The sequence below is a fragment of the Paenibacillus sp. CR_12 genome (assembly GCF_041953985.1).
In the GTDB taxonomy this organism is placed as follows: domain Bacteria; phylum Bacillota; class Bacilli; order Paenibacillales; family Paenibacillaceae; genus Paenibacillus_AQ; species Paenibacillus_AQ lautus_A.
In genome coordinates this window covers 185,659-209,674 of record NZ_JAVFHO010000001.1, presented here as the reverse complement: position 1 = coordinate 209,674, position 24,016 = coordinate 185,659, and the positions used below count along the sequence as shown (strand labels likewise).

The window sequence follows — 24,016 nt, the reverse complement described above, 5'->3', positions numbered from 1 at the left end:
TGCGCATTTACTACCTATGCTTAAGATCCATTCTGAACGTACTCATGAAGCAAATAACCCATCTTTTCATAATCCGCTTTATTGATCCGGACCTCATAGAGGATATCATTCTCGTCAAAAGACTGCTCCAGCACGTCTCCGACCCGGTATACTACCGAGTTCAAATCGCCGCGGTCGGCCGGAATCCGGAACGTGACGTTGCCCCCGGAGAGCCGGTCCTGAATCGCTTCGCGCACCGATTCCAAGTCCTGATCAACGTAAGCGCTGATCTTTAATTGCCCCTCACCCGTCGGCAGCATTTCCAGCTGCCCCGGCTCACATGCATCCTTTTTGTTAAACAGGACGATTTGAGGTTTATCGGCGGCACCCAAATCCTGAAGAATGGACTGAACCACCGCCATCTGTTCGTCCCGCATAGGTGAAGAAGCATCCACGACATGAAGGATCATATCGGCTTCGTTTGCTTCTTCCAGCGTCGCACGGAACGCAGCCACCAGATCATGGGGAAGATTCTGTATGAATCCTACGGTATCCGTAAGCACGACTTCTTTGCCGCTTGGCAGCTCCAGCACGCGCGAAGTGGGATCCAGCGTCGCAAACAATTGATTTTCGATGTAAACGTCTGCGGCCGTTAACCGATTCAACAAAGTCGATTTGCCGGCATTGGTGTAACCGACAAGCGCAACCTGCACGGCCCCGCTCTTCTTCCGGCGTTCCCGATGGAGCGTCCGATGCCGGGTGACTTCATCCAACTGCCGCTTCAGATCGCTGATTCTGTCGCGAATATGCCTGCGGTCGGTTTCGAGCTTGCTCTCCCCCGGTCCGCGCGTCCCGATTCCCGCTCCGAGCCTGGACAGATTTTTGCCATGTCCCGATAACCTCGGGAGCAGGTACGTAAGCTGGGCCAGCTCCACCTGGATAATTCCCTCACGCGTTTTCGCCCGCTGCGCGAAAATATCCAGAATCAATTGAGTCCGGTCGATAATCTTGACATCAAGCGATTCTTCCAGATTTCGAACCTGCGCCCCCGATAATTCCTGGTCGAATATGGCCGTGGTTGCGCCTAAGCCATCAATCGCCATGCGCAGCTCTTCGACTTTCCCTTTGCCGATGAACCATTTGGAATCCGGCACTTCCCTATTTTGCGTAATGACATCCAGCACCTCTACTCCAGCGGTTTCGGCCAGCTGAACCAGCTCCTGCAGCGAGTGTTCCGGATTAATCCCGGTGCGTTTAACCGCGTCCGTTACCAAACTGACCAGAACGGCCTTATCTTCGATCTCTGTCCGGGTATCATGCGTTATATTTGTCATATAGCCAACTCCTTCTAACGATACGTCTCCTAATTTAACTAACCGCTGCTGCCTGCAATAAACATTATGATCCAAAGAAAGCAGCGTTACCCCTTCATTATGTTCGAAGACAAGCTTAAAATCATTGTAATTTTCCGTTTAACTTAAAGTCCTCCGGCCGCAGGGTCATAAGCTCCAGCTTGCCGGGATTTCCGGTTACGTACTGATTCAGCAGCCGAACCGATTGATTCCTTATCGATTTCTCGATGACATTCCTTACATAACGTGCATTACTGAAGGCGTGTAGTCCGTGATCCTTCTCCATCTGCAGGTGTTCCTTGAGCTTGCTCAGCGACTGCGGCATCAAGATATAATCCCTCTCCTTCGCCATCAGCTCGGAAATCTGGATCAGTTGATCCAGATTGTAATCGGGGAAGTCCATCTGGATCGGAAAACGGGAATAGAGACCGGGATTCGAATCCATAAAAAAATCGATCTCGTCGCTGTAACCCGCCAGAATAAGAATGAACTGGTTTTTATGATCCTCCATGGCTTTGACAAGCGTATCGATCGCTTCCTTGCCAAAATCCTTCTCGCCTCCGCGCGCGAGGCTGTAGGCCTCGTCGATGAACAAAATGCCACCCAACGCCTTCTTGACCAGTTCCCTGGTCTTTTGTGCCGTGTGGCCGATATATTCGCCTACGAGGTCCGCCCGCTCCACTTCGACCAGATGACCCTTATTCAGCACGCCCATCTTCTGAAACAGCTTCGCCACGATGCGGGCGACCGTCGTTTTGCCCGTACCGGGATTTCCTTTGAAAATCATATGGTATACATGACCGCCGCTTAATAAGCCTGCTTCCGAACGCATCTGGGCTACTTGAAGCAGAGCATAGATTTCAAACACCAGGTCTTTGATCTGTTCGAGACCTACCAGCTGATCCAGCTCTTTTTGTATTTCCTGGAATAGACTGTGCTGGGAAACAGGGTTCGGCGAAGGGGCCGGTTCGCGTTCCGGAACCGCACTGCTGATGAGTGGGGGTTCCGCGCTGCGGAGCACGACATTTATCTGCCGGGATGGCCGTCCTTCAGATCGGCCGTTAGCGGCCGTTACACGCCCGTTCATTGCTCCTCACCTCTTTATCCAAAGGGCTGACTATCTATTCCAATGTATTCTATTTACAGCCTGCTTATTAGAAGTTTCGTCCTCATAGGACACCCATGGCGATCAACAGCCGATCCGCCGTCCATTTCGTATAAGCCAGCACTTCCCGGGACTTGTGCTTTGCCATGGGCAGAACGGTAGATTCCGTCAGCGACATCGAGGGTTGATCGTAGCCAAGGGCTGTTGCGACCTCCATGGCCCTCGTCCCGTGGTAATCATGGGTTACAATGATAGCGGTGTTCCACCCGTGCTCCTCCATGATCGCTTGGCTGTATAGCAAATTCTCGTAAGTGCTCGTAGCTTCGTTCTCAAGGAAGATTCGTTCTTCGGGCACCCCTGCCTCGACCAGGAAGTTTCTCATCCCCTCGGCTTCGGTATAATTGTAGTCGGGTTTATCCAGACCGCCTGTAACAATGAAGGTATCAAATCGACCTGCATTATACTCAACCAGCGCATGCTCAAGGCGTTCGCGAAGGCCGGGACTTGGTTGATCCCCCCACATGGAGGCGCCCAAAATGATGCCGACGTCCGCTTTCTCCGCCGGTCTGCTGACGGCGCTTTCGATTTTCCAATACGCATAACCTGACCATAAAACTCCGAGAACGACGAGCGAGAGCAGGGTATAGATCCCTCGCCGATACCACGCTCTCTTTCTTGTGCCTGCGGTCGGCAGGCCTTTATGTATTTCCTGACGCATTATTTCTTCCTCCTGAACTCTCCGTTATGAAATAACTGGTCGCGATGCTTCAGTGACATCATAAAGTAAGGAAATTCATGTGCGTCGATGGCCCGAAGCAGGTTCCGAGCAGTCACCTTGGCAAGCCTGTAATCATCCCGGGTAATATCATTCCGGCGCAGGGCATCCTCAAGCTCATCTTCATCCAGCAAGAACACTTCGCCATTCTTGACGACCACAACGTCCAGGTATAGATCGTCAAACCATGGAACGCCCTGATCGGTTACACCCTGTTTCTTGCAAATATCGATATACCATTGAACAATATTTCGCTTGTCGTCAAACATGGCCGTAACGATGTAATGGCTGTCCTTGGGATAATACTGCAGCCATGAATAGCCTTTGTCCGCGATTCGGTAAGTATGACGGCCATACGTCTTCCACAACGGTTCTTTCAGGCCATAGATGGTATATAACGTGAGATACCCTGTAAATTGCTCACATTCCACATACCGGGAAGTGAAGTGCCGGCGCGTGATACGGCGCCAATTCGCCCGATCTCCGAATTTACGTTTCATGGAACTTTTCCTCCCCATTCGTATTCCCAGCTTACCACATTTGGGTAACACACTCAAAACAAAGAAGCCTCCGCAAACATGCGGAGGCTTCCGAATTTATTATGGGCTGTCTTGGGACTGGTCAGGCGCGTTCGCCGGATCCGACGGATCCACGATCGTTCCCGGAACCGTAGGGATATTGCCGCTATCCGTGTCGGTTCCTCCCGTGCCACCGTCACCGGAGCTCGTTCCATCTCCAGAGCCGTCCGTTCCGTCGCCGGGATTTTGGCCATCCTGACCATTCCCAGCTCCGTTTCCATTGTCAGGCGGAGTCGTTCCGTTTCCGTTGCCGTTTCCGTTTCCATTCCCATGGCCTTCGCCATTGCCCGGTTCGCCCGAACCGTTGCCGTTGCCGTTACCATTCCCATTGCCGTTACCATTCTCATTACCCGGCATCTCGTTTCCTTCCCCGTTCTCACCATTATCCACCGGTGGCGGTTCTTGAGTGTCTCCCGGATCGGGTTCCAGATCCTCAGGCGGCAATTCCTCGGAAACAGCCACGATCTGCAAAATGTTCGAAGGTTCCGATTCATCGCCGGTTGATGGATCGAAGGCCGTTACGTAATAATCGTATGTCAATCCTTCCATCGCACTCATATCCTCAATGGAGGTTCCACCCAAAGAATCGAGGATGCGCGTGTACTCGGACTCGGACGTTTCCTTACGGTATATGCGGTACTGAACATTGCCTTGAACCGGATTCCAGCTCAGTGATACGGTCTGGGTCTCCCCGTTATAAGAGCCCGTCAAACCGCTGACTGCGCTTAATGCCGGTTCTTCTACAGGCGGCTGTACCGGCTCGACATTCGGGAAATTCTTGGCTTCATAGCCTTGAACCGCCTTCTCCATCACTTTGCCCCATAAGGAAGCAGAGATCGAGCTGCTTCGCTTCAGCAGATGCTGGCGGTCAGGATTATCGTAACCCATCCATACAGCTGCCGTTAATTCCGGCGTATAGCCGACAAACCATACGTCGCGGTTCGAGCTGACGCCCTTGTAGCCGCTCTGCGTGGTTCCCGTCTTACCGGCTACCGGACGGCTAATCCGGGCATTCTTACCCGTTCCGTCCTCTACGACGCGGCGCATCATGTCCGTCATTTGCGAAGCCGTCGTCTCGCTCATCACGCGCTTCCCTTTGCTGCCTTTGTTCTCATGCACAACCTTGCCTTTGTTGTCTTTAATTTGTTTGATCGCAAATGCCTCTTTGAATTCTCCGCCATTGGCAAAAGCGCTGAAAGCTTGAGCCATCTCAAAGGTGTTCGTACCGGTATCCATGCCGCCGAGGGCCAAGGATAGGTTCGCATCCCCTTCGGACATCTTGATGCCGAGACTTTGGGCGAAATCAAATCCGGTTTTCACGCCGATTTGGTTCAACAGCCATACGGCCGGGATGTTCTCGGAACGCTGAATCGCTTCCGGCATGCCGATCGTCTCCGAGTAACCGTGCAGGTTATTCGGACAGTAATTGCTGCCGAAACACTGCTTCTTGTTGCTGAGTCTCGAATCCTTCGTAAATTTGCCGGATTCGAGCGCCGGTGCGTAGGATACAATCGGCTTCAAAGCGGAGCCCGGCTGACGACGGCTGTCGGTAGCCCGGCTGAACCCGCCGCGCGTATACTCCCGACCGCCGACCATGGCGACGATCCCGCCGGTCTCTTGGTTAATGATGACCATGGAGCCTTCGACCTGCACGTCATCCGGACTTTCTTCGAAGTTGGCCGGATTATTGAATTCCTCTTCCATGGCCGTCTGGGCATTCACGTCCATCGTGGTATAAATCTGATAACCGCCTATGTTAACGTCATCCTCGGTAAGGCCCCACTTCTCTTCGGCCTCTTCCATGACATAATCGATAAACGCCGTATACTTCTGTTGTCTTTCAGGCGGCGTATAGGCATAGTCCACCTTCTTGGCTTCCGCTGCCTCTTCGGCCGTGATATATCCCTGTTGTTCCATCAGGGTAAGGACGACCGCGCGCCGCTCTTTGGAAAGGTCGGGATTCTTGAGCGGATTATAGCGGGACGGCCCTTTCGGCATTGCCGCAAGCGTCGCCATTTCCCATAAATCCAGCTTGTTCAGATCCGACTTGCCGAAATAACGCTCGGATGCAGCTTTGATGCCGTAATAAGGTCCACCGAAGTTAATCCGGTTCAAGTACATCTCGATAATTTCTTGTTTGCTGTGCTGACGCTCAAGCGCCAGCGCGATCGACATTTCAGTCGCCTTACGGAAGAATGTTTTGTCCCGGGTCAGGAATATATTCTTCGCCAGCTGCTGCGTGATCGTGCTTCCGCCTTCCACCATGGACCGGGCCATGATATCCTTGACGGCTGCACGGCCGATCGACCACATGTCCACGCCGTTATGCTCCATGAACCGTTTATCTTCAGTTGCAATGAATGCTTGTATCAATTTCTCCGGAATATCCTCGTACTTCACGGGATCGCTCTTCTGCAGGGACAACTCGCCCATCAGCGTTCCGTTGCGGTCATAAACTTTGGAAGTACCGTAAGCGGTCAATTTATCCTGATTCTGTTCCAGCAGCTTTTCTCCGCTGATCAGGATGAACAAATAACCTGCAAGCGCGCAGAAGATCGCAATGACGGCCGTGAAAAACAGCGCCCATGCAATTCGCTTTCCCTTGCCCTTTTTCTTCTTCGCATTCGGTTTCGTGGTTTTGGATGTCTTCGAGTTGTCTTTGTTTTTATTCAACCGAGACATCTGATTATCTTTTCCAGCCATTTGTCCCCCTCCTTACTCCCTTGCGGGATCAAACCTTCTGACTCTCGAGTGGTGCCTCGGAAAGAAAAGAACAACCTTCTCAGGTTGCTCTCTGCACTCCTTATAAGCTAAACGAATTATAAACCAAAAAGTTTCAAATTAATCAAAGGCGGTATGATTTTTTGCTCTCTATGAATCCATTCTAAAATCTATTGTTCGCTGTTGTTATCCTGCATCAGGGACACATTACGCTGCGGCATGAACGTGGAGATAGCATGCTTGTACACCATTTGCTGACGGCCGTCGCTGTCAATCACGATGGTAAAATTGTCAAAAGCTTTGATCGTTCCACGGATCTGAAAGCCGTTTGTAAGGTATACCGTGGCCGGAATGTTCTCTTTGCGCAGTTGGTTCAAGAACGTGTCTTGGATGTTAATGGACTTGTTCATTAGCCGTACCCCCAATGGTTCAATTAGATTGTTTTGAAAATATATTCAAGATTTCAGTGAAACTTTCCTGCTATTATAGCACGGATTTTTTGATAGTTAGCAGAAAAATTTCCCGAGTCGGTGACGTCTACCCACTCGATGTCCTTCATGTGGCGAAACCAAGATAGCTGCCGCTTAGCGAAACGGCGCGTATCGCGCTTAAGCAGCACGACGGCCTCCTCGTAGCTGAATTCCCCTTTAAGGTACGACACGATTTCCTTGTAACCCAGCCCTTGCATGGATACAAGCCCCGGAGCAAACCCTTTGTCCATGAGCGCCGCCACCTCATCGACAAGTCCTTGGCTCAGCATAAGGTCAATTCGCTCTTCAATACGGTTATATAGCATTTGCCTGTCCATTGTCAAACCGACCAAGCATAAGTCATAGGGAGACTGCTTGGTTTGAGGCGCCAGCTGGGCCGAAAGTGGGATGCCGGTCACATGAAATACTTCCAAAGCACGAACGACCCGGCGTAGGTCGTTAGGGTGAAGCCGCTCGGCAGTTTCAGGATCGGCTTCTGCCAATTTCTGATGGAGAGCCTCTGCTCCATGTTCATTGGCGAAGCGGAACTGCTCCTCCCGAAAAACTTCATCCGCTCCGGTCTCGCTGAACTGATAACCGTAGCATACCGACTCTACGTAAAGCCCGGTTCCGCCAACGATGAACGGAAGCTTCCCCCGTTCCGTGATCTCGGCGATCAGCCGCTGGCATTGCTCTTGAAATTCGGCTACCGAGTACGGGTGATCAGGTTCGTGAATGTCAATGAGATGGTGGGGGACGCCTTCCATTTCCTCCTCGGAAATTTTGGCCGTGCCAATATCCATGCCCCGGTATACCTGCATCGAATCGCCGGATATAATCTCACATCCGAATTCCTTCGCAATTTCAATGCTCATTTTGGTTTTGCCTACCGCTGTCGGTCCGATGAGAACCAGCAGCTTCGGTTTGGTTTCATCTGTCAATGGAAATCACTCCGTACGTTATTTTGGATTTTCCCCGTTCAGGCAGTGCAAAGCCGAGCCGCTCGAATTCTCCGCTGGACCGCGCTTCCTTCATGACGACGGTTTTGCGCGCGACCCTGATCGCTTCCCTCACGCTTTCCGCATCCAAAGGCTCGCCGTTAGCATAATGCCTTAACGGGTTGATGGAAGCCGAGTCGGTGATCGGTTCGCGGAACATCGGGTCAAAATAGACAATGTCGACGCTTTGGTCCGGAAGCGATTTCAAATAATCCAGGTGATGGCTGTGCCTGACCTCGATTCGCCGCATCGCCTGATCGCTGGCTTCCAGATGGCTTTCATAGGTCCGTAGCCCCTCTTTCAGCAGCGCAAACAAAGGCAGCGAGCTTTCCAGGGCGGTGATCCGGCTGTTCGCCCCTCCCTTGCCCGAGAATACCAGGGAGTCGGCTCCAAGGCCCGCCGTGCAATCCAGCACGGAGTCCCCTTCCTCCATCCCCGATGCCTCCAGCATGGGATCGGGTTTTCCGTTCAGCACCCGCTTCAATCGGACAAAGCCCATGCTCGGGTGAAATTCCATGACAGAGCCGCCAGGTCCGCTCAAACGCACATGTCCGTTCAGTACCACCAGTACGTCGTCGTCCCCGAACCTGCGGGCTAATTTTCGCAATGAATGGCCGCCGCGCTGGACGTAACGGCAGCCGGTTTCCTGGGCTAAACGTTTGGCACGCTCGACGATGTCCGGCGCTTCCGCTTCTCCAGTTGTAATGATCATGAAGGTCCTCCTTGCTGTTACATGACGCGCTTAAACATTTTCTCCAAATCGTATGCCGAGAACGAAACCACGATCGGTCGTCCGTGCGGACAGGTGTAAGGCTGCCGGCAGGCGCCCAAACGCTGGATCAACGTCATCGCCTCCTGCTCCGTCAGCTTCTGGTTGGCTTTGATGGAAGCCTTGCACGAACACATGATCGATGAGGTTTCTCTCAGCTTGGCTATATCGATATTACGCTCATTCAGCACCCATTCGGCCATCTCTTCGATGATGGCCTTCTCTTCGCCTTTAGGGAACCAGAAGGGGTGCGAACGGACCAGGAAGGTATGGCCGCCAAAAAACTCCATATAAACGCCGACCTTCTCGAACCAATGCAGCCGTTCCTTTACCTTCTCCGATTCCGAGGGCGTGAATTCCAGCGTGATCGGCAGGAGCAGCTCCTGCGATGCGTCCGCCGGGTTGCCGAACTGCTCGTAGTAATACTCGTAGTTAATCCGCTCATGCGCGGCATGCTGATCGATCAGATACAGACCGGTATCATTCTGCGCAATGAGATAGGTGCCGTGATGCTGGCCGATAAGCGTTAGCTCCGGAAAAGGCGGAATTTCGGGAGCCGGCCCTGAAACGGCCTGCAGCCACTCCTTCGTCACGGCAGGGATTCCCGCACCTCCCCTGGCCTCATTGCGGTAATCGCTCCGATACGAAGACGAAGCGGCCGTCTCACGCATCTGCGAAGCTGCGGCTGTTTCTGCTGTTCCGTCCCCGTAAGAACGCTTGATACCGGTTGGAGACGGTGCAAGGGTCTGCTTATCAGGCCACGCTGCAGGCGGCGTTGGAAGCGGCGTGTTTCCTCCCGCGGATCGCTCGTCGCTGCCTGGGATCTCAAGATCCCGATCCTGCCCGCCGCGGGCCGCTCCGACATGGCCCTGCGCCTGTGGAAATGACAGCTGTTCCTGGATATAAGCATTGTCGCTTTTGCCGATATTCTGTTTGGCCGGACGCGGAATGAGGATTTCCTGCTGCAGCACCTTGCGGACCTCTTCCTCCACGAAAGCGAACAGCTCCTGCTCTTTGCTGAACCGCACCTCCAGCTTGGAAGGATGCACATTCACATCGATCAACGAAGGATGCATGGACAGCTGAATGACGACGAGCGGAAACCGGTTGATCGGCAGCAGCGTATGATAACCTCTCAATATCGCCTGCATTAAGCCGTAGTTCCGGATATACCGCCCGTTTATGATGAGCGACATGCCGTTCCGGTTGGCCCGGGTATAGTCCGGACGGCTGATATACCCGCTTAACGTATAGTCCATATTCTCGGCTGCGAACGGCAGCATGGCTTTGGCCGATTGGGTGCCGTATACGGCCGCTATGACCTGAAGGGCATCGCCGTTGCCCAGCGTCTGCAGCAGCGAGTTCCCGTTATGCCGGAGCGTAAAAGCGATATCCGGCCGGGAAAGCGCCAAACGGTACATATAATCGGATATATGCCCTAATTCGGTCTGGATCGTTTTCATATATTTCAGCCTTGCCGGCGTATTGTAAAACAATTCCTTCACGAGGAAATCCGTTCCTCTGGGTGCGGCCGTCTCTTCGTTCACGCGCAGATGGCCGCCTTCGATTTCGATCTTCCGTCCGCGGCCATCCTGGGCATTGGACGTAACCAGGCGCACCTTCGATACGGCTGCTATGGACGGCAGGGCTTCCCCCCGGAAACCAAGGCTGGTGATCTGAAACAGATCGCGGCCCTCGGCAATTTTGCTAGTCGCATGGCGATAAAAAGCCGTCTCGCAATCCTCCGGATCAATGCCCGCGCCGTTATCCGTTACGCGAATGCTGTCCAGTCCGCCCTCTTCGACCGAAACGTCGATCTTGGTGCTCCCGGCATCAATGGCGTTCTCGACCAGCTCCTTGACAACGGAGGCAGGCCGCTCCACCACCTCGCCGGCAGCAATCTGGTTTGCAATATGCTCGTCCAAAATCCGAATAATCCCCATTGTTCCTACCTCCGTTCCTTTTCATTCCCATGCAGACATCATATATCCTTCGCTTGAAGCTTCAGGTCATTCAGGAACTGCATCGCCTGAAGCGGCGTCATGTTCATGACGTCGGCACCTTTGACGGCATCTATGATGCTCTTAACAGCAGGATCGTGAACAGCTTCTTGCGGAGAAGAGTGCTGATCCTTGCCCATCTTGGCGTTCCGGGATTCAGGCACTTCCTCCTCGCCGAAAATGGAGAGCTGCACCACGCCGCCTTTCGGGTCTGCTCCGTTCAGGCTGCCGGCATACGGCATCGTCTCTTCACGGAATTCGTGCAAAGCTTCCGGACCGCTGCGTCTCACATCCGAAGAGGCATCGGACGCTGGCTCCTTCCGATGGACCGCGATCCCTTGCTCCGATGCCACTGCGGCCAGGGAAGCCATCTCCAGGCCCTGCAGCAGCCCATAAGCGCGATCAATGATACTGCCGGGCAAACCTGCCAGTCTGGCACAATAAATGCCGTAGCTGCTGTCCGCCGCGCCAGGGATCAACTTGCGGAGAAAATGCACCTTGTCGCCGCTTTCCTGAACCGCCATGGAATAATTCTTAAGCCCGCCAAGGCTCTCCTGAAGGTGAGCCAGCTCATGGAAATGGGTCGATACCAATGCCTTGCAGCCGATATGATCATGCACGTATTCAATCACGGCTTGCGCAATGGCCATGCCTTCACTCGTGGACGTACCGCGCCCAAGCTCATCAATGATGATCAGGCTGCGTGGCGTCGCTTTTTCCGTCATCACCTGGATATCCGCCATTTCCACCATGAAGGTGCTCTGACCGCCGATCAGGTCGTCGGCGGCGCCGATGCGAGTAAAGATCCGGTCGACCAGCGGGATAACCGCCCGCTCCGCCGGGACAAAGCAGCCCATCTGCGCCAAAATGGATAACAGAGCCACCTGGCGCATGTACGTGCTTTTGCCGGCCATATTCGGACCCGTTATGAGCAGGATCGAAGATCCGTCCTTGCGTAAATCCGTTCCGTTCGCGATAAACGACGAATCCTTCATGACGGCTTCCACCACCGGATGACGGCCGCCTTCAACGATATAATCATAGCCCTCGCTCAGCTCCGGCTTGACGAACCGGTACTCCGCGCTGACGGCAGCCAGCGACTGATAGACGTCAATCTCGGCGATGCGCTCGGCGAGTTTCTGCAGCCGGCTCACTTGGGTATTCAGCTTATCCCTCAGCTCGGTAAAGAGCGCATACTCCAGATCCACCATTTTCTCCTGGGCTTCCAGGATCAGTCCTTCTTTCTCCTTTAGTTCGGGCGTGACGTAACGCTCCGCGTTGGCCAGCGTCTGCTTGCGCTCATAGCGGCCTTCCGGCAGGGATGACAGATTGGATTTGGTGACCTCGATATAATAACCGAACACCTTGTTATAACCGATCTTCAAAGACTTGATCCCGGTAGCGGCACGTTCCTTGGCCTCCAGCTCGGCGATCCAGCGTTTGCCGCTGGTGCTCGCTTCCCGAAACTCATCCAGCCGTTCGTGGTACCCCGGCTTGATGATTCCTCCGTCGCGAACAGACACCGGCGGCTCATCCACAATCGCATTCTCGATCAGTTCGCACAGATCGTCGCAAACATCGGTATCCGCTGCCACGCGCCGCAGCGTCTCGGAAGGCGACTGGGCACACAGCTCCTTCAGGGAAGGAATTTGCCTCAATGACAGCTTGAGCGCATTCAAATCGCGTCCGTTGGCGCTGCCGAACGCGATCCGGCCGACCAGCCGCTCCAAATCGTAAATTTCTTTCAGCGCCATCCGCAAATCTTCGCGCAGTATGTACTGGTTATACAAATGCTCGACGGCCTCCAGCCGCTCCTCGATCCGGCTTCGGGACAGCAGCGGTTTATCGATTCTCCGCCGCAGGAGTCTGGCTCCCATGGAGGTTTCCGTACGATCCAGAAGCCATAGGAGCGAGCCTTTCTTCGAGCGTTCACGAACCGTCTCGACCAGCTCCAGATTCCGCCTGGTGAACGGATCCAGAACCATGTATTGTCCCGGCTCGTAGGAAGCGATTTGAGTCAGCTGCCCCAGCGACCGTTTCTGCGTCTCGCTTAAATACGAGATGAGCAGGGATACGCAGGCTCTTCTCTCCTCTTCGAGGCGGGCCCATGCCGCTTCTCCGAATTGGGTCCGAACCAATGCGTCTTCTCTTCGATCCCAGGCCGTATATACGATATTTCGGCTGCCCGGCAGCGCCTGCGATGAGATGATCCCAAGCAGCGATGCATCCCCGATAATTTCGGAAGGCTCATAAATGCCAATCTCGTCCCTCAGCCATTCCTCCGATGAAAGCACCGACGTCACGTAGAGCTCACCGGTGGACAAATCGCATGCGGATAAGGACATGAAGCCGCCCGCTTCCGTTACGCACACCATGTAATTGTTCGATTTGTCGTGAACGACCTTGCCGTCCATGATGGTCCCCGGCGTGACGACCCTGACGATTTCCCGACGCACCATGCCTTTGGTGACCGAAGCATCCTCCATCTGTTCGCAGATGGCGACTTTGTACCCCTTTTCAATCAACCGTTGGATATAACCTTCTGCGGAATGATAAGGAACCCCGCACATCGGTATTTTCTCTGCACCGCCGCCTTCGCGGCCGGTCAGCGTAATCTCCAATTCCTTCGACGCAAGGATCGCGTCATCGAAAAACATTTCGTAAAAATCGCCCAAGCGGAAAAAAAGAAACGCATCGCGCGCTTGTTCTTTGACTTTCAAATATTGTTCAATCATCGGCGTATATTTAGCCATGACGTACCTCCATTACCTTTCTAGCTTGACCTCCATTATAACAGAAATTGACCATAAGGCATCACGGCTTGGTTGGAATATTCCACAGCGGCCGGATATCCCTGCTCTCATCCCAGGTTCGCCCGGTCTCCATGTGCGCTACAGCCCGTTCGATTTCACGGGCGAAATCCGGGTACTCCGGCAGTGCCGACAGATCCCTGTGCCAGCCTGCAATACACTCTTTGAGCACGGATTTATCGCCTTCGTAATAGGCACGGTGATACCGTTCGGTGTTTAACGGCCTCCCCGGCAGGCGATCGCTGTAGCGGGCAGCCAGGTAAGCAACGCCAAGCGACACCTTCGCGACGAGCGGCGAGACGAGAAAGCTGGGCAGCGTACGGTATTCAAACCCGCCGTAAGGCTGCCTGCGGAAATCCCCAAGGAAACCGTAACGGGGCCTCCGCAGACGCCCGTTGGGGTCTTCGAGAAGCGCCAGCGGCAGAGCCACATAATTATCCAGGGTCTGAAGAAGAGACAGGGACAGCGGCACGCCGCTGAAGTGAATATGGCCTCCCAGCGGAAAATCGCCATAAGGCAGGGCGCCCGCCTTCCATGCCAGTGAACGATCCTGAATCAGGAGATGAGCTTCGCGCAGAGCTTTTTGCATTTCAAGCAGCAATTCCTTCGGATTCGCCTTGGGCGACGGCCTGAGCTCGGCAATAGGATAAATCACCTCGCCCCGTAAACGAACGGCATCGCTTCCGACCGTCCCGCCGCGTTCCATAAATTCGGATGCAAACACGATGTCTCCGTTATCCTTCATCAGGACAAACTCCGGATCCATGCCCATGAGTAACGATGAAACAAGAGAAGAATCGCCTTCTTCGTTGTTAGCAGGGTACCCTTCCGTCCGCCGTGACCGCTGACCCTTGGCACTCATTACGGCTTTGCTGCGGTCAGCTGGCATGCGGACATCCTCCACTACGTATCTTCGACCGGGGAGGGCCGTAATGATGACCTCCCCTTCATCGACGCCCAGCGTGTACAGCGACCGCAGGGCCGCTTTCTCCAATCTTCGATGCAGGCCATCTTCATATCTTCCGCTCTCGGGATCGGGCATGAACACCGCTTCGCTGCCGCCCATCTGATGTTGGCGGATCTTGGCTGCAGCCAGCCGGTCGACATGCACCGCGTACCTAGCGGCGTAACGTTTCTCCTCGACTGAACCCGAATTCAATCCACACGGAATCCCGGATCGGATCAACCGTGCTTGCGCCATGAGCAAAGCAGATCCATGAAGCGACACATGTTTTTTTTCGGCCGCCGGTCGTACGATCATTCTAGCCATCCCCATTCCCCCTGCAAATAAAAATAAAAAAGAGGGCATCCGCCCTCCGCAAAGCTGCCCTCGCTGCATATGCTAAGATTATAATCATTCCTACAGGAGGGTTAACTTACAGTTCATCCTCCAGACCTTCGTAATCTTCGTAATCATCGACGTCGTCTCCCAGGACGTAGTCGAATTCTTTGTCTTCGTAGTCGCCGTGAGGGTAGCTGCATACTTTGACAACGACCTTCGTTTCGGCTACCAGTTCCACCGCATACTCTCTCTCTACCCGCAGAATGACGCTCGTGCCATTCGAGGATACGCTGGCCTCGACGCAGCTCGGCTCCTGCGTCGCTTCAGCCGAAACCTCCACCGTGGATGCACGATGCTTCGGATCCAGATAGGATAGAGGCACGCGTTCTACATACGATACCGTTTCTTTCGCCACATCGGTCTGCGAATTTTTGTCATAGGAATACCAGATGTTTACATCGTAAGTACCAATAACTTCAATTCCGTCTCCGGCGGCAACCGCCTCGTACTGATGGTTTATAATCCAAGCCCCCAAAATACTGGTCGGATTATTAGGCGGAGTCACGGTATGTGTTACGGTAGAGAACTTACGACCCTTGCCGCAGATCGCCTTCGTGATGATTTCTCTACATTGGTGTTTATGACTCAATGACATCTTCGAACCTCCTCCATACAATCATTCCATACATGTGTATGCAAGACATGGGCGAATGTTGAATGAAGTGGTCCAAATAAATTCATATGATGCTAAAAATATCAGATTTATTTTTGAAAATCGCTAAGCTATACGGCCGAATCCGCGCGCTTCTGCGGTTTTTTCGCCGTGGGCGCTTTATACTTTTTCGAGATATTCAAATAGTATTCCAGCTCGTGGCAGAGCTGCAATATCGCAGAACGGACCTCGAATTCCTCGCGGGTCGTCGGGAGCTCCATCTCCTTGAACCTGTCCTCCAGCTCAATCAGCAGACCTTCGGACTTCCCCGTATAGCCTTCGGCAACGACATCCTGGCTTAACTGATCGAAAATTTCAGCCGTCAGCACGCCGTGCGGAAGCCGCTCGTACACCTGGGAGATCTGATGCATCATGCTCTGGATATTCTCCATCTGTTCCTTACGCATATAAAAATAGATGTTCCAGGAGCCGTCCGGATGAATCATCTGGTTCTCCGAAGCCCGCTTTGCTTCCTCTATCCCTTTTTCGATCTGCCGATTGGCCTCGATCAGCTCTTTTCCGTCCCATATATGTTCGGGGTTTCGAAGCGTCAGCGAGAAATGATGGAAAATGACGGAGAAAAGCCCATCCACCTTGCGGCGGATCTCCATCATCGCCCCCTCGCTGTTCGGCATATAAACCAGGTTCACGAGCATAGCCGACCCGAGGCCGATAATCAGGAGTTCGATTTGCGTGAGCAATATGCCGAGTCCGATCTCTTCCCCCTGAAACACCCGAAACACCACAACCGAACTGGTCACGATGCCTTCCTTGAAATTAGCCCTCGATATCGCGGGAAATGCAAGCAATATGTACAAGGCCAGCACCCAGTAATGAAAACCGAGAAAATAAAATAAAATGCACGCCAGTACAAGTCCCAGCAATGACGCAAAAAATCGGGACGATATGGAGCGCACGCTCCGTTTGCGCGTAACGTCAACGCCGAGTATAGCAAGAAGACCGGCGGACGTAGCCCCCGGTATGTTCAAAGCATCTGTAATTAAAATGGCAAGCAGGCTGGCCGCTGCTGTTTTGATGACACGAAATCCCATGTGATGAAGAGCCTCCAGGCGAGTTGTTGATGGCTATATCTGCTTCTTTATCATGTTAGCCGCATATATAAGGTATCTTCATCCTAGCTTATTTTTATGCCGTTAACAACCATGCCTGACGCCGCAGGTGATGCCTGCTTAGCGATGGGTCAACAATTTCCTTTCTATATATACCACGATTTGATACATGGCCGTTGCAACAACGGCAATGATGAGCAGACTCGATAACACGAGCGTGAAGTTGAATACCTGAAAACCGTACATAATCAAGTAACCGAGACCCGATTTGGCAACCAAAAATTCGCCGACGATGACGCCCACCCATGCCATGCCCACGTTAACCTTGAGGGTCGATACGATCGCGGGATAGGAAGCCGGCAAGATGACCCGTTGAAATACTTGGCGCTTGGTTCCGCCGAACGTGCGGACGACCTTGATCAGATTGGAATCCACCTCGTTAAAGCTATTGTATACGACGAGCGTGGTCACAATGACCGTAATGGATAGCGTAGTGACGACAATGGCGGTAAAGCCGGCGCCGAACATCACGATGAATATGGGACCCAGCGCCACTTTTGGCATGCTGTTGAACACGACCATATAAGGATCCAGCACTTTATTGAGAAACGGGGACCACCAGATCAATACGGCCATCAGCGTGCCAACGAGCGTGCCGAGCAGGAATCCGACAACCGTCTCCCCTACCGTGACCCCCAGGTGTCCCCATAACTCGCCGCTGATCATGTTATCCCATATGTTCGCGAAGATTTTGGTGGGGTAGCTGAACAGCAGCACGTCGATCCATTTGAATCTGCCCGCCGCTTCCCACCAGATAAAGAACAGCAGCAGCAGGCTGAGCTGAACGGTCAGTACCCGGTTTTGCATGCTTTTCTTTCGCTTCATGTGGTTTGCATGGATATTCTGGAGCCAGCCCTTCGAAGAAGAAGCTGACGGCTCATCCCTTGATGTCATAGGCTTCACTCCTTCCCGATCGTTTGCATTTCGCCCCAGATTTCATGAAACAATTCATTGAACCCCGGCTCCTTGCGAGCAAAAAACGGCTGCGCCCGGCGGATGTTGTCGGGGATATCAAACAAACGATGAACCCGCCCGGGATTACGGTTCAAGAGAATGACCCGGTCGCTCATCGCAATCGCTTCGGATAAATCATGAGTGACCAGGATGGCCGTCTTTCCCCGCTCCTTCAAGGTTTCCACGATCAAATCCTCAAGCTGCAGCTTCGTCTGGTAGTCCAGCGCGGAGAAAGGTTCATCCAGCAGCAGCAGTCCCGGATCCGTAGCTAAGGTCCTGACGAGCGCTACCCGCTGCCTCATCCCACCCGACAGCTGCGCCGGATACAGATTACCGCTCTCCCCGAGCCCCATCTCCCTGAGCAGATTCCCTACCACGCTTCGGCTTTGCGGATTCAGCCTTTCCCTCAATTCCAATCCGATCAAGGCGTTATCCATGATGGTGCGCCAAGGAAATAAATAGTCCTGCTGGAGCATGTACCCGACTTCAGGCGACGGTCCGTTTACCGGTTTGCCGTTTACGTAAGCAGCCCCTTTGGAGGGGGCAAGCAGGCCGGCAATGACGGACAAGATGGTCGTTTTCCCGCAGCCGCTAGGCCCTACCAGACTGATGAACTCCCCCGGCTCCACCTTCAAATGAATTCCTTCCACAGCCAGAGAGGCTTCCCGATCGGTGACATATACATGAGCGATATCATTCAATTCAACTACCGGTACCATGGTGCTCTCTCCTTTCGTTCTATGGATCAGGAGTACGTGATTATTTAGCTTGCTTGGCTTTTTCGGCAAAGCTGTTGTTGACGATGGCATCCGGCGCTACCCGTTCCTTCAGTTCCCCGGCTTGCTCCATCACGTCCAGCAGATTGTTCCACTCCGCCTCATCCACGATCGGATCGCTGGCATAACTGCCCTGCTCTTTGTAGCGCTTGACCGAGGACACCACGATATCGCGGTCGCTGTCTTTAAAATAAGGCAGGATCGCATCCGCGATATCTTCGGGGCTGCTCGCATCCACCCATTGCTGTGCCTTGTACAGGGCGTTCGTAAACTTCTGCACCGTGGCATCGTTCTTGTCGATATAGCTTTGCTTTGTCATAAACACGGTGTACGGCAGATGCCCGCTTTCTACGCCAAAGGAAGCCACCACCTTGCCACGGCCTTCTTTTTCAAATATGGAGGCCTGCGGCTCAAAGAGCTGGACAAACTCACCCGTACCGGAAGCATACGCCGATGCGATGTTCGCAAAATCGATGTTCTGAATCAGCTCCAGGTCCGCATGCGGATCGATTCCTTTTTTGCGGAGCGTAAACTCGCCTGCCATCTGCGGCATTCCGCCCTTACGCTGACCGAGGAATACTTTGCCCTTCAGGCTGTTCCAGTCAAAATCACCCGATCCATCCCTGGCCATCAGAAACGTGCCGTCCGTCTGCGTCACCTGCCCGAAATTGATGACCGGGTCTTCAGACCCCTGTTGGTACACGTAAATCGAAGTTTCCGAGCCGACAAGCGCCACGTCGATGGCACCGGACAGCAGAGCCGTCATCGTCTTGTCTCCGCCCGGGGTCGTCTGCAGCTCGACATCCAGCCCCTCTTCCTTGAAAAATCCCTTCTCCAACGCGACATACTGCGGCGCATAGAAGATCGAACGCGTCACTTCGCCGATCTTGACCTTCGTGGCCGATCCGCCGCCCCCGCACCCGGCAAGCGCAACTCCGCAGACCAGAAGCAAGGATAAAGCCAGCCCCCACCATTTTTGACGCTTCATTCGATAACCCTCCATTCCCATAGACCCAATGTTTATTTTTCAGCATATGCAAGCGTCAGCCCAAAGGTTAAACGCCTGGTTAGAGCAGACCGGCAAATTCGGATTGGCTCCACTTACGCAGGGAACGAATAAAAAAGGACCCGGTTTCAAAACTCTTCCGAATAAAAAAAGCGCAGCCTCTCGGGCTGCGCTTCTCGTGATTATGACAGTTTGTAGATCTCTTTATATTTCTCTTCGAGATAATCGGCCAGATAATCCGGATTCAGTTCTTCACCGGTGACGCGTTCGATGATCTCGGACGGCTTCTCGCTCTTTCCGTATTTGTATACCTTGTCCGTCAGCCACTCCTTGATCGGAGCCAGGTTCCCGGCTTCGATGAGCTGGTCCAGATTCGGCAGCTCTTTGCGCATGGTGTGCAGCATCTGGGCCGCATACATGTTGCCAAGGGAGTACGAGGCGAAATACCCGAAATCCCCGCCGGACCAGTGAACGTCCTGAAGCACGCCCATCCCATCGTTCGGCGGCATAATGCCGAGGTATTCCTTATACTTCGCGTTCCAGGTCTCCGGAAGATCCTTCACCGCCAAACCTTCGTTAAAGAGTTTCTTCTCGATCTCATAACGAATGATGATATGCAGGTTATACGTAAGCTCATCCGCTTCGATGCGAATCAGGGAGTTCTCCACCTTGTTCGCGGCCAGGTAGAAGTCCTCTACGTCCACGTCCTTCAACTGTTCCGGGAAGTGCTGCTGCAAATCCGCGAAATAACGGCGCCAGAACGGACGGCTGCGGCCGATCATATTTTCCCACAGACGGGATTGGGATTCATGGATGCCCATGGAGGTACCGCCGGAGAGCGGTGTCCCCGCGAGCTCCTTGTCGATATTCTGCTCGTAAAGGGCATGGCCTCCCTCGTGCAGGGAACTGAATACCGCGCTCAGCACATCGTCCGGCAGATACATGGTCGTAATCCGCACGTCTCCCGGGTTCAAGCCCGTGGCAAATGGATGTACGCTCTCGTCCAAGCGTCCCGCTTCAAAGTCGTAGCCCATCTGCTCCAGCAGGAACAAGCTGAATTTCTCCTGCTGTTCTTTCGGAAACAGCTGCTTCAAGAAGTCTGCTTTCGGCTTGAAGGGGGATTCCTGGATCGCATGCACCAGCGGTACCAAACGCGCTTTCAAGCGGTCAAAGATGGCATCCACCTTTTCCACCGTCAAATCCGGCTCATACATATCAAGGAGCGTATCGTATCTGGTGTTTTTCACGCCCCAATAATCAATAAACTCTTGCTTGAACGCAACGATCTTCGTTAAGTAAGGTTCGAAGCCTTCAAAATCGCTGTTCTTTTTCGCTTCCTCCCACTTCGTCTCCGATTGGGCGGCGAGAATGGAATATTCCTGGAAGCGCTCAGGCGGGATGGACTTGCTCTGGTCGTATACCTTGCGCACTTCTTCAATCATGCGGCGTTTGCGATCATCCAACTGCTCAGCCTGTTCCGGCTTGGCAAAGAAAGACAACAGCTCTCCCATCTCTTCCGATATTTGCAGTTTAAATGCCTCTGTGGAGAGAACCCCGATCGTTTCCGAGCGGATCTCGGTTCCTTTGCGCGGAGCGCCTGTCCGTAAATCCCAATGAAGTAGGCCAATAGCTTCGTAGTAACTCATGATTTTGCGAACCAATCGTTCAAATTGTTCCCATTGCTGTAAATGTTGTACTGCCATACCGGCACACCTTCTTTTTTTATGATAGGATTCTTGTTTACTCTATTGATGATACTTTTTACAAGGTATATAATCAACTTCCAGAAAGAATAAATAACAATCTACATATAAAGGAGTGTCAGGATGCCGTGAATATTCAACTTACCCCGCAAGCCGAGCTGAAGCTGCAGGACAAACTCGGGGACAAGCCGGGTGCAATCAGGCTGATCTATGACACGGAGGGATGCGGATGTGCCGTCAACGGCGTCCCAGGCCTGCGTATTGTAGATGAGCCGACGCCGGATGATCTTTCTGTCGAAACGGACAGCCCGGTAACGTTTATCGTGAACCGCAAGCAAGCTGTTTTTTTTGAAGAGAAGATGAAACTCGATGCCGATCCGGCCGCATACGCCTTCCGTCTGGACAGCAGCGGACAGCATTATGGCACCAATATCCAGGTAGTGGATACCAGAGCGTAAGCAGCAGCATTCTAAATGAATAATAGATACACAAAAGGAGAGAAAAAATCGATGGAAAAACACCTTAACAGCATACTGGAACACAATCGCAGCTTTGTAGAGAATAAAGAATACGAATCCTATCTGACAGGGCGTTTTCCTGAGAAGAAACTCGTGATCATCACCTGTATGGACACGCGCTTGGTCGAACTTCTGCCGAAAGCGATGAATTTCAAGAATGGCGATGTCAAAATCATCAAAAACGCCGGCGCAATCATTTCCCAGCCTTTCGGGAGCGTGATGCGGAGCGTCATGGTTGCGCTGTACGAGCTTCACGCGGAAGAAGTCATCGTTGTGGGCCACTACGAATGCGGCATGGCATCCCTGAACGCAGAGGACATGATCCAGCATATGAGAGACCGCGGCATTTCCGATGAAGTGCTGTCCACGCTGGAAAACTCCGGCATCCGGTTATCCAAATGGCTTCGCGGTTTCGATAACATTACGGACGGCGTAAAAAATACGGTCAGCCTGATTAAAAACCACCCGCTCCTTCCTCCAAACGTACCCGTCCATGGCATGGTCATCGACCCCAACACCGGTGCGCTTGATCTCGTCGTGGAAGGATACGAGAACGAATAAATCAACCAAAGTCAAATGGAAGCACAAACGCGCACGCGTTTGTGCTTTTTTAGTCACAATTTTGTCAAAAGCAGAGAGAAAGCCCCCTCCCCCGGTTGTCAAACCATACAGTTTCAGTGTACACTTTTTATCAACCGGACCGATAGGCGGATTATCATTCCTGCCTTGGCGTCCACGATATGCGTTTCAAAGGGAGTTATGTCCATGAATACGTTGTCATACGGCTTGTTAGGATTACTAGCAAGAAGAGAATCATCAGGATACGATTTGATGCTTCGCATACAGCCTTTTTGGCAAGCCAAACACAGTCAGATCTATCCGCTGCTGTCCGGCATGGAGGAGAAACAGCTGTTGTCCTCGCACTGGGTTCAGCAAAGCGATAAACCGGACAAAAAAATTTATGCGATTACAGACAAAGGCATGCAGAAGCTGCGTGAATGGATGTACCAACCGATTGCGCCTGCAGTCACCAAGGATGAGCTTTCTCTTCGAACCTTTTGCCTGTGGTTGACGGAGATCGGCATCGCCGTCGATATTTTCGAGGACCGCAGAATCGGTTATCTGGAGAAAAAGCGTTACTATGAGCAGATTTTAGCGGGGATTCCGGAGGACACCCGCGAGATCGGAAGCAAGGCGTTCAGCAATTATGTGCTCGCTACCAAAGGACTGATGATGGCTGAAACCGAGCTGAAATGGTGCGATTGGGTTCTGGAATTACTGAGACAGCAGCAACGCGCTACAGCCTCAAACCATGGCCGCACAAATTTTGAAACCCTATCGTGACTCGTCCGTATTACTCTTTATACTCTAAATTAACTGGGAGGTTCGACAGAACACGATGAAAAAAGTATTGACGATTCTAGTAGCGATTACACTGTTCTTTGTAGCGCTGACGCCTGATTCCGCAGATGCCAGAAGAGGTGGCGGAGGTTTCAAATCCGGAACCAAGTCATACAACAGCACTCCGAAAAAGAATGATACCAATAATGTGCAACAAACGAACAACCGATCCAATACAGGGGCAGCCGCTAACACGAAAAAACCAGGATTTTTTAGCGGTGGCAGCTTGATGAAAGGACTTATGATCGGCGGTCTGGCCGGATTGCTCTTCGGCAGCATGTTCGCCGGCATGGGCTTCATGGGCGAAATTATGGGATTGCTCATTAACCTGATCGCAATCTGGGCTTTGATTATGATCGTTATGGCTGTTGTACGTGCCGTGAAGAATCGTCGTAAACAAAACGAGCCTCGCGACAACAACAATCACAATAACCGGTACTAATCCATGGTTCTAAGCATGGACGAAATCGTCAATGCGGTCTGCCTTCACCAAGCAGAACGCAGAGGCGTCAAACCAACGGACGTATCACTTGAGCTTAGCTGGGACGAAGATACGGGATATACGGCCGAAGTATGGGTCAACGGAAGAACTCAGTATTTGATTGAGGCCAACCTCATCGAGGCCATTCTCCGCTACCTTCACTCCGAGTACAATATCCGCGCATACAGCGAGCAGGTAAGACTTGAGCTGGAAGATGAAATTATTGCCATTGTTCAGCAATAAGGCTATGAATTATATAAAAGCAGCCCTTCGCCATTGTGCGAGGGGCTGCTTTTTGGATTACCAAAATGTAGATCCGTTCGTACACCGAATGAAGTACCCGTCCAAGAAAAGCACTTCAACCATATCTGCGCCTTCTTCTATTAGTTATACGAGTTATACGAACGCCATAATGATTAGCTTCGCTTAGTCTTTACCTGCGTTTCTGCCCGGATTAGGCGAATCAAGCTCTTTCCGCTTGCCCTCCTTATGCCAT

Annotated in this window: 22 protein-coding genes; 5 read left to right on the top strand and 17 right to left on the bottom strand. The window is 52.7% G+C overall.

Annotated elements, in window-relative coordinates:
* Nucleotides 1–20 precede the first annotated feature (20 nt).
* From hflX to RB297_RS00905, 17 genes are all read right to left on the bottom strand, one after another.
* A complete protein-coding gene (gene hflX / locus RB297_RS00985) occupies nucleotides 21–1,313 on the bottom strand; it encodes a GTPase HflX (protein WP_375119487.1) in 1,293 nt (430 codons plus the stop codon).
* Nucleotides 1,314–1,434: 121 nt separating this feature from the next.
* Nucleotides 1,435–2,418, bottom strand: coding sequence for an AAA family ATPase (locus RB297_RS00980; RefSeq protein ID WP_096773369.1), 984 nt, complete (start codon nucleotides 2,416–2,418; stop codon nucleotides 1,435–1,437).
* A gap of 82 nt (nucleotides 2,419–2,500) precedes the next feature.
* Nucleotides 2,501–3,154 (bottom strand): YdcF family protein, encoded by a 654-nt coding sequence (locus RB297_RS00975; protein WP_192572408.1) that lies wholly within the window; start codon nucleotides 3,152–3,154, stop codon nucleotides 2,501–2,503.
* Nucleotides 3,154–3,711 carry a ribonuclease FAU-1 family protein gene (locus RB297_RS00970; protein ID WP_015734660.1) on the bottom strand — a complete coding sequence of 186 codons (558 nt, stop codon included), beginning with the start codon at nucleotides 3,709–3,711 and terminating at the stop codon, nucleotides 3,154–3,156. Before RB297_RS00970 ends, RB297_RS00975 begins: the two co-directional genes overlap by 1 nt.
* A gap of 99 nt (nucleotides 3,712–3,810) precedes the next feature.
* Entirely contained in the window at nucleotides 3,811–6,492 is a 2,682-nt protein-coding gene (locus RB297_RS00965) for a PBP1A family penicillin-binding protein (protein ID WP_375119486.1), read from the bottom strand.
* 188 nt (nucleotides 6,493–6,680) lie between these two features.
* Nucleotides 6,681–6,920, bottom strand: a complete 240-nt coding sequence (gene hfq / locus RB297_RS00960) for an RNA chaperone Hfq (RefSeq protein ID WP_009590863.1) — start codon at nucleotides 6,918–6,920, stop codon at nucleotides 6,681–6,683.
* Nucleotides 6,921–6,973: 53 nt separating this feature from the next.
* Complete coding sequence (gene miaA / locus RB297_RS00955) at nucleotides 6,974–7,921, bottom strand: tRNA (adenosine(37)-N6)-dimethylallyltransferase MiaA (RefSeq protein ID WP_096773366.1); 948 nt, start codon at nucleotides 7,919–7,921, stop codon at nucleotides 6,974–6,976.
* On the bottom strand, nucleotides 7,911–8,690 hold the full coding sequence (locus RB297_RS00950) for a class I SAM-dependent methyltransferase (RefSeq protein ID WP_015734657.1): 780 nt from the start codon (nucleotides 8,688–8,690) through the stop codon (nucleotides 7,911–7,913). The genes miaA and RB297_RS00950 overlap by 11 nt, the downstream gene beginning before the upstream one ends.
* A gap of 17 nt (nucleotides 8,691–8,707) precedes the next feature.
* Complete coding sequence (gene mutL, locus RB297_RS00945; RefSeq protein WP_192572410.1) at nucleotides 8,708–10,690, bottom strand: DNA mismatch repair endonuclease MutL; 1,983 nt, start codon at nucleotides 10,688–10,690, stop codon at nucleotides 8,708–8,710.
* A 38-nt stretch (nucleotides 10,691–10,728) separates the two neighbouring features.
* Nucleotides 10,729–13,500, bottom strand: coding sequence for a DNA mismatch repair protein MutS (mutS, locus tag RB297_RS00940; protein ID WP_375119485.1), 2,772 nt, complete (start codon nucleotides 13,498–13,500; stop codon nucleotides 10,729–10,731).
* 61 nt (nucleotides 13,501–13,561) lie between these two features.
* Nucleotides 13,562–14,827, bottom strand: a complete 1,266-nt coding sequence (locus tag RB297_RS00935) for a putative amidoligase domain-containing protein (RefSeq protein ID WP_375119484.1) — start codon at nucleotides 14,825–14,827, stop codon at nucleotides 13,562–13,564.
* A gap of 106 nt (nucleotides 14,828–14,933) precedes the next feature.
* The gene (locus RB297_RS00930) at nucleotides 14,934–15,494 is read right to left on the bottom strand and encodes an outer spore coat protein CotE (protein WP_015734653.1); all 561 of its coding nucleotides are present in this window, start codon (nucleotides 15,492–15,494) and stop codon (nucleotides 14,934–14,936) included.
* Nucleotides 15,495–15,622: 128 nt separating this feature from the next.
* Nucleotides 15,623–16,603: an aromatic acid exporter family protein gene (locus RB297_RS00925; protein WP_192572413.1), complete on the bottom strand. Its 981-nt coding sequence runs from the start codon at nucleotides 16,601–16,603 to the stop codon at nucleotides 15,623–15,625.
* Between the two features lie 138 nt (nucleotides 16,604–16,741).
* Entirely contained in the window at nucleotides 16,742–17,575 is an 834-nt protein-coding gene (locus RB297_RS00920) for an ABC transporter permease (protein ID WP_009590856.1), read from the bottom strand.
* 5 nt (nucleotides 17,576–17,580) lie between these two features.
* Entirely contained in the window at nucleotides 17,581–18,354 is a 774-nt protein-coding gene (locus tag RB297_RS00915) for an ABC transporter ATP-binding protein (RefSeq protein WP_375119483.1), read from the bottom strand.
* A 40-nt stretch (nucleotides 18,355–18,394) separates the two neighbouring features.
* Nucleotides 18,395–19,399 carry an ABC transporter substrate-binding protein gene (locus RB297_RS00910; RefSeq protein ID WP_096773360.1) on the bottom strand — a complete coding sequence of 335 codons (1,005 nt, stop codon included), beginning with the start codon at nucleotides 19,397–19,399 and terminating at the stop codon, nucleotides 18,395–18,397.
* Between the two features lie 200 nt (nucleotides 19,400–19,599).
* Complete coding sequence (locus tag RB297_RS00905) at nucleotides 19,600–21,120, bottom strand: carboxypeptidase M32 (protein WP_096773359.1); 1,521 nt, start codon at nucleotides 21,118–21,120, stop codon at nucleotides 19,600–19,602.
* 128 nt (nucleotides 21,121–21,248) lie between these two features.
* Between RB297_RS00905 and RB297_RS00900 the strand changes: the two genes are divergently transcribed.
* From RB297_RS00900 to RB297_RS00880, 5 genes are all read left to right on the top strand, one after another.
* Nucleotides 21,249–21,578: an iron-sulfur cluster biosynthesis family protein gene (locus tag RB297_RS00900; RefSeq protein ID WP_096773358.1), complete on the top strand. Its 330-nt coding sequence runs from the start codon at nucleotides 21,249–21,251 to the stop codon at nucleotides 21,576–21,578.
* 51 nt (nucleotides 21,579–21,629) lie between these two features.
* Nucleotides 21,630–22,199: a beta-class carbonic anhydrase gene (locus RB297_RS00895; protein ID WP_009591389.1), complete on the top strand. Its 570-nt coding sequence runs from the start codon at nucleotides 21,630–21,632 to the stop codon at nucleotides 22,197–22,199.
* A 204-nt stretch (nucleotides 22,200–22,403) separates the two neighbouring features.
* Nucleotides 22,404–22,982 carry a PadR family transcriptional regulator gene (locus RB297_RS00890; protein WP_096773357.1) on the top strand — a complete coding sequence of 193 codons (579 nt, stop codon included), beginning with the start codon at nucleotides 22,404–22,406 and terminating at the stop codon, nucleotides 22,980–22,982.
* A 55-nt stretch (nucleotides 22,983–23,037) separates the two neighbouring features.
* Nucleotides 23,038–23,481 carry a membrane protein gene (locus RB297_RS00885; RefSeq protein ID WP_015734645.1) on the top strand — a complete coding sequence of 148 codons (444 nt, stop codon included), beginning with the start codon at nucleotides 23,038–23,040 and terminating at the stop codon, nucleotides 23,479–23,481.
* A 3-nt stretch (nucleotides 23,482–23,484) separates the two neighbouring features.
* Nucleotides 23,485–23,763: a YxcD family protein gene (locus RB297_RS00880; protein WP_009591356.1), complete on the top strand. Its 279-nt coding sequence runs from the start codon at nucleotides 23,485–23,487 to the stop codon at nucleotides 23,761–23,763.
* Nucleotides 23,764–24,016: the final 253 nt, after the last annotated feature.